Source organism: Nostoc sp. CHAB 5715 (assembly GCF_020829685.1).
Classification (GTDB): domain Bacteria; phylum Cyanobacteriota; class Cyanobacteriia; order Cyanobacteriales; family Nostocaceae; genus Nostoc.
Genome location: NZ_JAIVFR010000329.1, coordinates 1 through 7,041, shown reverse-complemented (window position 1 = coordinate 7,041; position 7,041 = coordinate 1). Strand labels below are relative to the sequence as shown.

General features: G+C 38.7%; 11 protein-coding genes. 6 read left to right on the top strand and 5 right to left on the bottom strand.

Annotated elements, in window-relative coordinates:
• Positions 1-206 precede the first annotated feature (206 nt).
• Together LC574_RS18810 and LC574_RS18805 are read right to left on the bottom strand one after the other, a co-directional pair.
• Complete coding sequence (locus LC574_RS18810; protein WP_229454912.1) at positions 207-1,103, bottom strand: DUF4351 domain-containing protein; 897 nt, start codon at positions 1,101-1,103, stop codon at positions 207-209.
• A 227-nt stretch (positions 1,104-1,330) separates the two neighbouring features.
• Positions 1,331-1,726 carry a hypothetical protein gene (locus LC574_RS18805; RefSeq protein WP_229454911.1) on the bottom strand — a complete coding sequence of 132 codons (396 nt, stop codon included), beginning with the start codon at positions 1,724-1,726 and terminating at the stop codon, positions 1,331-1,333.
• A 707-nt stretch (positions 1,727-2,433) separates the two neighbouring features.
• Here LC574_RS18805 and LC574_RS18800 point away from each other — a divergent pair.
• The 4 genes from LC574_RS18800 (at position 2,434) to LC574_RS18785 (ending at position 3,834) form a co-directional block, all read left to right on the top strand.
• A complete protein-coding gene (locus LC574_RS18800; RefSeq protein WP_229454910.1) occupies positions 2,434-2,772 on the top strand; it encodes a type II toxin-antitoxin system RelE/ParE family toxin in 339 nt (112 codons plus the stop codon).
• Positions 2,765-3,058 (top strand): DNA-binding protein, encoded by a 294-nt coding sequence (locus LC574_RS18795; protein WP_229454909.1) that lies wholly within the window; start codon positions 2,765-2,767, stop codon positions 3,056-3,058. Before LC574_RS18800 ends, LC574_RS18795 begins: the two co-directional genes overlap by 8 nt.
• A gap of 141 nt (positions 3,059-3,199) precedes the next feature.
• Positions 3,200-3,493, top strand: coding sequence for a DUF433 domain-containing protein (locus LC574_RS18790; protein WP_229454908.1), 294 nt, complete (start codon positions 3,200-3,202; stop codon positions 3,491-3,493).
• Complete coding sequence (locus tag LC574_RS18785) at positions 3,490-3,834, top strand: DUF5615 family PIN-like protein (protein WP_229454907.1); 345 nt, start codon at positions 3,490-3,492, stop codon at positions 3,832-3,834. Before LC574_RS18790 ends, LC574_RS18785 begins: the two co-directional genes overlap by 4 nt.
• Before the next feature lie 111 nt (positions 3,835-3,945).
• Here the strand turns inward: LC574_RS18785 and LC574_RS18780 are convergent, their stop codons facing one another.
• Both LC574_RS18780 and LC574_RS18775 read right to left on the bottom strand, forming a co-directional pair.
• Positions 3,946-5,085: a GUN4 domain-containing protein gene (locus tag LC574_RS18780; RefSeq protein WP_229454906.1), complete on the bottom strand. Its 1,140-nt coding sequence runs from the start codon at positions 5,083-5,085 to the stop codon at positions 3,946-3,948.
• Between the two features lie 3 nt (positions 5,086-5,088).
• A complete protein-coding gene (locus tag LC574_RS18775; protein ID WP_229454905.1) occupies positions 5,089-5,580 on the bottom strand; it encodes a hypothetical protein in 492 nt (163 codons plus the stop codon).
• A 216-nt stretch (positions 5,581-5,796) separates the two neighbouring features.
• Between LC574_RS18775 and LC574_RS18770 the strand changes: the two genes are divergently transcribed.
• Complete coding sequence (locus LC574_RS18770; protein WP_229454914.1) at positions 5,797-6,528, top strand: Uma2 family endonuclease; 732 nt, start codon at positions 5,797-5,799, stop codon at positions 6,526-6,528.
• Positions 6,529-6,565: 37 nt separating this feature from the next.
• On the opposite strand, the gene LC574_RS18765 is transcribed toward LC574_RS18770, so the two are convergent.
• Positions 6,566-6,721: a hypothetical protein gene (locus LC574_RS18765; RefSeq protein ID WP_229454904.1), complete on the bottom strand. Its 156-nt coding sequence runs from the start codon at positions 6,719-6,721 to the stop codon at positions 6,566-6,568.
• 178 nt (positions 6,722-6,899) lie between these two features.
• Between LC574_RS18765 and LC574_RS18760 the strand changes: the two genes are divergently transcribed.
• Positions 6,900-7,041 (top strand): 2Fe-2S iron-sulfur cluster binding domain-containing protein (locus tag LC574_RS18760; protein ID WP_229454913.1); only part of this gene is annotated, 142 nt, incomplete at its 3' end.

Sequence of the window (7,041 nt, the reverse complement as noted above, 5' to 3'; positions counted from 1 at the left end):
TGTCGGTTTAGAGCCGCACTAGTATATTTCGACTACGCTCAATAACAAAAAAGATTGTGTAGAGCGGAAAGTGCCACGAGCCACAAAGCGTCCTTGCTTCATCCCACCTCGCATAACGTGTGGGTTCTATAAGTGCCTTCTTGTTCTCTGTCTCTTTGATAAAGTGGTTCTAGTCGCATAATTAACTCTTTATCAATCGAAATGAATTAGATTGATTGTTGGTTTAACCAAGTTTCTAAATCAGCAACACTAGCAAAGTCTAGCAATGCTTCTCCTAAATTCTCTAATTGTTCAATCGATAAGCCTTGAATTCGCTCGATTAATGATGTATCAATCTCACCAATACGGCGATTGAGTAAACGTAGAACTAAACGTTGTTCTCCTTGTTTATTTCCTTCCTGTATAGCTTGTTCTCTGTCTCTTTGATAAAGTGGTTCTAGTCGCATAATTAACTCCCTATCATCTGCTTCTAATTCTTGATTTACTCTCAAGTTTTCGCGCAAGTTGTAAACTAATTCGAGAGTTTCTTTTTGGTATGGATGATCTAATGGTAACGCTTGCAACTCGATAATTGCTTGTGACTGCACACTTCCCCTACCTAAAAGCCTCAACCATAATGTCTCTGGTGTTTGCGGTAGTTGATGTATTGCTACAATTGCTGTTCGCAAGGCATCTGGCAGAAAATGTACTCCCGATAACCAACCTGTTTTTTGCATAGTTCCAAAGCTAGACAATCTAGTTTCAGATATGGTTGGAGTAAGAACCCACAATTTGGGAATTTCGGAGTTCTGAAGTTTGGTTTTATTTGCCTTAGCTTCTCGTCGCAAGAAAGCCTTGACTTCTAATAATTTTAGAATACAGTCGCAGATTTCATCGGTAGAAGCTGGATTGCGGTAGGGTTCTATAATTGCAGGCTGTTCAGCAAATCTCCCTAACAAACCCAGTATTTGTATATTAGAACTTTGCTGTTTAGCAGGAGTGAATAAAACATCTATTTCTTTAATCTCTCCTGATATTTTTTCTGATGCCTTAACTTCTCCGTAATCTTTTAGTAGTTCTTCTAGATAGTCTTTGGCGAATTTATCATGTATAAACCTGGTCATTCAATTTTAAGATTTCGGAAGTTCTGGGTTAATGCAAAGTTTTATTATATAGCAGTCCTGGATCATTCGTGATGAAATAGATCCCCGACTTCTTTGAGAAGTCGGGGATCTGGACACCTTTAATTTTCACAGATACCATTCTAAAAAAGTTAAAAGCAAATTCTCTAAGCCTTTTGACTTTTGTACAGACGCGATTAATCGCGTCTTTTGACTTCCGCGTAGCGGTACTAGGCGGTTACAGCATTTTCATCTGATGTTTTATCTGTATTAGATTTCAAGCGTGTCAATCTGCTTTTACGAATACGTTCGCTGTCTCGAACGCCACCTGCAAGTTCATATTCATCGCTGTTTTTGCCGTACTTGAAACCAACCCCCATCAGCATTTTGTCTGAAACCTGACTTAAGTTTTTTTCCATTTCATCCAGCTTTTTTCTAGAAGAGTCAATCATAGCTATAGCAGCGTTATAATCATCAAGCATATTGTGAAAATTGTCTATTAATTGAGTCAGGTTTTGCAAGTTGTAAGTATCATTAAAATTGATGTTTGGATCGATAGCTTTCAGTCCGGCAACTCTAAACTCAGCTTTTTCTAAAATCCGGGAACTACGTTTTCTTCGAGGCACAATTTTACACCTTTAATAGCTCTACAGAACTATTTTGTCTTAATTGACCTGTATTCTGGTTCAGCAAAAAGCACATTTTTTTAGTAAAAGTTTTTATTTATGTCCGTAATTTCTCGGAATTTAATCACGAAAGGTTGATTTTCAGTGAAATAATATTATGTTTAAGCAATAGACAATAGGGCCAGCATTGCTCATTGGTGTCCAAATAAGCAAAAGTAGCTTAACTGTTAGCTTCCTCACCCGCCTAGAACTAAAGTTCAAGGCTAATAGCTAAAGTCTACTTCAGTAGACTAAAGATTTTTCGGATTATTTAGTCATCTTGAGATGACTTTCGCTATTAGCAAGGAACTTCAGTTCCTTGCGGGACATGACTTTTACGTTAAGTTGACACCTATGAACATTGGTGTGCCCCTACAAATGATCTGTATTCTATGCAATTGAGAAGCGCTATCAGCGATCGCTTTAACTTTAAGGCTTAATGTTGTAACCTTAAGGCTTAATGTTCTAGCTCTTTGGCTTAATGTTGTAACTTTAAGGCTTCATGTTCTAGCTTTAAGGGTTAATGTTGTAACTTTAAAGCTTAATGTTGTAACCTTAAGAGTCAACATTGTAACATTGATGACCAAAGTTTGTTGGTGAGTGCAATCATCGCTACATAGTGTATATTGTTGATTTACAGCGATCGCAGAGCTTAAAAAGATTCCAATATGGAAGTTTCACCAAAGGAGATCAGGAGTTATTTAAGTGTTAATGGTATAAATCCTTTCTCTGAGTGGTTTGACTCTTTGCGCGATATAAGAGCAAAAGCTAAAATTAGAGCTAGGCTTGACCGAGTAGAAGCAGGTAATTTAGGTGATTGTAAATCAGTTGGTAATGGAGTTTTTGAACTGAGAATAGACTACAGTTCCGGCTATCGCATATACTTTGGACAGCAAGGGTCAACAGTTGTTATTCTTTTGTGTGGTGGTGATAAAAGCACTCAAGAAAACGATATTGTCAAAGCAAAGGAATATTGGCAAGACTACAGGAGTAGAGATGATGCCTAAAAGTACAAGTTATCATGAAAAACTGATTCAAGACTTAAAAAATCCACTAGAAGCAGCAGCTTATATCGAAGTTGTTTTAGAAGAAGGCGATCCCAAAATGTTGAGTAAGGCGCTGAAAAATGTTATAAAAGCGCATGGTGGAGTTGATCAGCTTTCTGCACAAGTCAAGGAACTCTACAATAAACTTGACCAGATGCTATCAGATAAAGGCGAAATTGAGTTTTACAGTCTAAATTATCTGTTGGATGCTTTAGGGTTACATTTTGCAGTAATAGTAAAGCCATAATTCAAGTTTTTTTATTATTGAATAATGGCGATCGCTCCTCAGTGTTTACAATTAAAATACGTAGGTGTAACTCGCCGTAGGCATCGCATTCAATCCAATCTGTGATACATTAACAGAGATACTGCCAAAAATTTCATTAGTATGACAACTACTACAAACTCTCGCTATGTTACCCGACAGCCTGATATTTTATCAGGTGAACCGATTATTAAGGGAACTAGAACCCCTGTGAGAGCAATTGTTGAAAATTGGCGTTTAGGTATTAGACCAGAAGAAATACCGCTACATTTACCTCATTTAACTTTAGCGCAAGTTTTTGATGCTTTGAGTTTTTACTTAGATAATCAAGCAGAAATTAATGAATATATCGAGCGTAATCATGTCCCTGATGAATTAGTCCATCCAGCTATTAAAGCTAGATTAAATCAAAGATGACGATTTTTGCTCAAGTTTATATTGATGAAGATGTAGATATTCTAGTGGCTACTTTACTCTTAGCAAGAGGTTTTGATGCAACAACAGCACGAGAACAGCAAATGTTAGGAGAACCAGATCAAACACAACTAGCTTTTGCTGCATCTATTGGGCATTGTATTTTGACTCATAACCGACTTGATTTTGAGAAATTACACACAAATTATTTAGTTAATAGTCAACCTCATGCAGGGATTTTGATTGCTAAACGTAGAAGTTCCTATGAAATTGCCGAAAGGGTTGCTATTATTCTTGATACTTTGACAGTAGACGAAGTTGCTAATCAATTATTATATATTTAGCACAATAATGCTATGACTTTTCATGGCTCGTGCCAGGTATCAGAATTATGAAATGTTGATTCTACCGTGCATTAGGGGCTTGTAATAAATCTTTATAAATATCTGAAAGCTTTAGATGTTACAGTTTACAAGTCTCGATACGAGAGAAGAGATTTGATCTAACTCCAACTTAAAACTCCATTCACCCCATCCATCCACCTCTAACCTATCTGTCGTCCATGACATCAAAGCGGGGAGGTGTCCTTTAGAGGAAGAGGTATTAAAAGTTACATCAGAATAATCATCAATCCATATGCTCTTCACTCTCCATCCTACGCGATCGCCAAACTTCTCCCAGGCTTTTTCGTAATACTTGCCGTCAGCTTTACCGCCAACGCTCAAGTAAATTTCTTTCTGGACACTAAAGCCAAAGTGTCCATCGCTGTATTTCACCCACAGTTTGTCAATTGTGCGTAAGTCTGTGCAGGGAAAGTTTAATAATTTTTTACTGCTCCATGTTCCATTGAGAGCCTTGTTCATCACCTTAAAAGTCTCGCTATCCGCTCCTTTCCAGTTTCCTTCTGCAAGCAGATTACGCAGTTTGGTATAGTCAATGCCTTTTTCAGATTCAAGTGAGATGTTTTCAGAAGGCTTTACTTCTGGTGTTCTAGTCTGAGTTGATTCTCCTAAACTTGTAGATTCATCCTTTGTTACAGTAGGCTGATCTAGTTTGATCCAAATTTCTCGACCCACGACTGACATTACTAAGCCGAAAGTTCCCAAACCCACCCATTTCAAAAATTGTCTTCTGTCTGAAGGTTTTTGAGGCGATTGAGATGAAGTGATGGGTTGTGTTTTTGGCTTTTGTCCAGTAATACCCCAAATCAACTGTTCCATTGGATCGGGATTTTGTAGCCGAAAATCTACCCAATGAAAGCCTTTTAAGAATCTCGGAACTGTATTTATAAGTTTATCAGGGCATCCAGGAAGAATAACTAAGCCTATGCGAAGCTTATGATTCTTCGCAAACTCAACAAGAAACTCTTTCATTTCGATATCTGCCCACGGCCCTACACCAGAGGAACCGATAAATACAGCTACAGCTTTGACTTGAGGAATAATTTCTTCAAGTTGGTCTTGCCAACGTCGAAATGGCTCAAAGTCATACTTATCTAACCAAGCATCTATTCCTTCTTGTAATAGCTGCGCTCTAATTTTTTCTACCTCTACTTTTTCTTTGCTATTGTGGCAAAGGAAAACATCCTTTGGCATTTATCACTCCTCCACATCGGCAATTTTTGCCAACGCCTTGGCGTAATCTTCCAACCCACCGCGCAAAACTTCCAACTCACTTCGCAACTTGGGTTCCTCCGACCAACTCTGCTCATGTTCCTTCGGACTCACCCCCACAGGTCGTCTAGCTTCCCACGCTTGCAATAACGGATGCCATTTAGCTAAAAACGGTCTTAACCCATTATTCAACACAGCGATCGCAATTCCCCCCACAGAATCACGAGAAGCACCGACATCAGGCCCGGCGGCTTTGAGAACTTCGCGGGTTGTACCAAATAAACTATAAAGAGAGTTCATCGCTTCTCGTACCAAACCCTGGTCAACTTCCAAAGGTTGTACAGCAATGCGTGTCACCAATTCCACATAAAGCGACCAAGCGGCTTTCCGTTCTGTGAGGTCAACTTTCCAAGCCATCGAACCAATGCCAAAAGGCAGACTTACAGATACAGTTTCTAAGGAAACGCGATCGCGCATATTTTATAGTAAGCAAATTTAACTAAATTCTCTGTGATTATTATAGAACTCTGGTGAAATCCCCGAACACAAGCAAATTAAAACCAGTCTTGGGATGTTTTGTTTAAAATGCGATCGCACATAAATATAAATCAGCAAGATTATGATAGTAATTACATCTATGCATCCACCCGTAGCCGTTCATCTGAACATCTCACCCCTAGCCCCAAGAAAGTTATGTCAGTTGCCCAAGAATTAGAACCAGCAAAAGATATAATATTTCCACCAGGAGATATATACAGTAACGAACCACCATTGGAAAGCGATTTACATCTACGCCAAATTATTTTATTATTACAATGTTTAGAATTGTGGTGGCAAAACCGCAATGACTTTTATGTGGCGGGGAATTTGACGATTTACTATAGCCAACGTCAGCTTAAATCAGAAGAATTTCGCGGCCCAGACTTTTTTGTGGTGCTAGGATGCGATCGCAAACCGCGTAAAAGTTGGGTGATTTGGCAAGAAGATGGTAAATATCCGAATATTATTGTCGAGTTGCTTTCGCCTTCCACAAAAGCCACAGACAAAGGCTTAAAAAAACAAATTTACCAAGATATCTTTCGCACACCAGAGTATTTTTGGTTTGACCCGAATAATTTAGAATTTGTGGGGTTTCATTTAGTAGACGGGAATTACCAACCAATAGAGCCGAACCCCCAAGGTTGGTTATGGAGTCAGCAGTTAGATTTATATTTGGGTGTGCAGGATAATCAATTACGCTATTTTACAGCACAAGGGCAGTTAGTGCCGACACCGCAAGAATTGGCTGAACAAGAAAAGCAGCGTGCGGACGAAGAAAGACAGCGTGCACAACAGGAAAAGCAACGCGCAGCACAAGAAAAGCAACGCGCAGAACGCCTAGCCGCTAAGTTGCGAGAATTAAATATTGACCCTGATAATTTATAAAGACAATTCGCAATACTTCGGCTCCTTTCGGCTTCGCTCAAGGCAAGACGCTCAGTACAAGTTTGCAATAAAGCGACCAAGCCGCTTTCCTTTGTGTGGTGTCAACTTTCCAAACCATCGAACCAATGCCAAAAGGCAGACTTACAGATACAGTCTCTAAAGAAACGCGATCGCGCATATTTATAGTAAGCAAATTTAACTAATTTATTTGTGTATTGTATAGTAAATAATGTTACTAATCTATAACTTATTCAGAATTAGTTGCTATAATTATCAATCTTTAACCTAAATTTTTATGGTAAAATCTGGATATTTTTAACTAATTCAGATAAGCTAATAAATTTGTCCGTTGCGTCACACTTCCTTTGTATATGTCCAAAACTTACACCGTAGAAATTGATCACCAAGGCAAAATTCATACCTTGCAAGTTCCTGAAGATGAAACGATCTTATCAGTTGCCGATGCTGCTGGTTTGGAACTGCCGAGTTCTTGTCATGCAGGTGTTTGCACAA

Excerpts from the sequence above, each read along its gene's own strand:
- LC574_RS18810 (WP_229454912.1), bottom strand. The coding sequence starts at position 1,103 with ATGACCAGGTTTATACATGATAAATTCGCCAAAGACTATCTAGAAGAA.
- LC574_RS18800 (WP_229454910.1), top strand. The coding sequence starts at position 2,434 with ATGGAAGTTTCACCAAAGGAGATCAGGAGTTATTTAAGTGTTAATGGT.
- LC574_RS18795 (WP_229454909.1), top strand. The coding sequence starts at position 2,765 with ATGCCTAAAAGTACAAGTTATCATGAAAAACTGATTCAAGACTTAAAA.
- LC574_RS18790 (WP_229454908.1), top strand. The coding sequence starts at position 3,200 with ATGACAACTACTACAAACTCTCGCTATGTTACCCGACAGCCTGATATT.
- LC574_RS18785 (WP_229454907.1), top strand. The coding sequence starts at position 3,490 with ATGACGATTTTTGCTCAAGTTTATATTGATGAAGATGTAGATATTCTA.
- LC574_RS18780 (WP_229454906.1), bottom strand. The coding sequence starts at position 5,085 with ATGCCAAAGGATGTTTTCCTTTGCCACAATAGCAAAGAAAAAGTAGAG.
- LC574_RS18775 (WP_229454905.1), bottom strand. The coding sequence starts at position 5,580 with ATGCGCGATCGCGTTTCCTTAGAAACTGTATCTGTAAGTCTGCCTTTT.
- LC574_RS18770 (WP_229454914.1), top strand. The coding sequence starts at position 5,797 with ATGTCAGTTGCCCAAGAATTAGAACCAGCAAAAGATATAATATTTCCA.